The sequence below is a fragment of the Stenotrophomonas sp. TEPEL genome (assembly GCF_004348785.1).
Lineage (GTDB): Bacteria > Pseudomonadota > Gammaproteobacteria > Xanthomonadales > Xanthomonadaceae > Stenotrophomonas > Stenotrophomonas indicatrix.
Genome location: NZ_QQXJ01000002.1, coordinates 1 through 1118, shown reverse-complemented (window position 1 = coordinate 1118; position 1118 = coordinate 1). Strand labels below are relative to the sequence as shown.

Genomic DNA, 1118 nt, shown 5'->3' with positions numbered 1-1118 from the left:
GGTTGTACCAGTCCACAAACTTTTCGATATCCACGGCTGCCTCGTGCCGGGTCGGGTACTTGGCGTACAGCCATTCTCCCTTGAGGGTGGCAAACACCCGCTCCACTACGGCGTTGTCCCAGCAATTGCCCTTCCGGCTCATGCTCTGGGTGATGGCGTTGTCGCGCAGAANCTCGGCGATGGCATGGCTGGTGTACTGCCGGCCTTGGTCGGAGTGAAAGAGTAGCCCTGCTTTGGGACGGCGTTGTTTCAATGCTCCCCGCAGCGCCCTGACGGCCAGCCAGGCGTCGGCTTCGTGGGAATGGGCCCATCCCACGATCCGTCGGGCATACAGGTCCACAACGATCGCCAGATAGAGCCAGCCCTGTTGGGTGGGAACATAGGTGATGTCGCCTGCCCAAACTTGGTCTGGCGCCTCAGGATTAAACTGGCGATCCAACACATTGCTGACGGTCAGGGCCTGCGGCCCAAGACTTTGGTACTTGTGCCGCTTGTGCTGGCGCGCCCGGATTCCGGCCCGGCGCATCAGCGTCCGGGCGCGATATCGACCAGCCTGGACCCCGCTGTTCGCGAGTTCCTTAGCCATACGGCGGGATCCAAAGCTGCCCCGGTGCGATTTGTGAATACGCCTTACCAAATCGACCTGACTCAACAACGCGTGGTCGATCTGCTCCTGTCGCCCCAGCCAGGCGTAGTAGCTGCTGCGTGGATAGTCCATCAGCTGGCAGACCAATCGGATCGGAGCNGCCTTCCCCNGTTCTTCGATCACTTGTTCCGGCGATCGCTGTCCCGAACGAAGAAGGCAATGGATTTTTTTAGTAGATCACGCTCCTCCTTGAGCCTTCGATTCTGAGATTCCAGCTCCGCAATTCGGGCCCGAGGGTCAATTGGCGGGCCTTCGGCGTCGGGATTGTGCTTGCGCTGCCACTGGTCGATCCAGNGCCTCAGCGCGGTCGGGCCGACATCCATCAACTGGCAGACCTCCCTCACCGTCTGCCCTTCCACCACGACAAGGCGAACAGCCTCGTCTCTCATGCCTTGGGTTATCTGTTTTGCCACGGGTCACCTCGATGCTTGGATTGATCCTATCGAGTGTCCAGCTGGATTAGACCACCTCA

2 protein-coding genes are annotated in these 1118 nt (G+C 60.1%); both read right to left on the bottom strand.

Annotated features, from left to right (window positions below; genetic code table 11):
- On the bottom strand, positions 1-769 hold a 769-nt coding region (locus tag TEP_RS19670), incomplete at its 3' end, for an IS3 family transposase (protein ID WP_240790769.1).
- The gene (locus tag TEP_RS19665) at positions 766-1059 is read right to left on the bottom strand and encodes a transposase (RefSeq protein WP_132826582.1); all 294 of its coding nucleotides are present in this window, start codon (positions 1057-1059) and stop codon (positions 766-768) included. The genes TEP_RS19665 and TEP_RS19670, both read right to left, overlap by 4 nt.
- Positions 1060-1118: the final 59 nt, after the last annotated feature.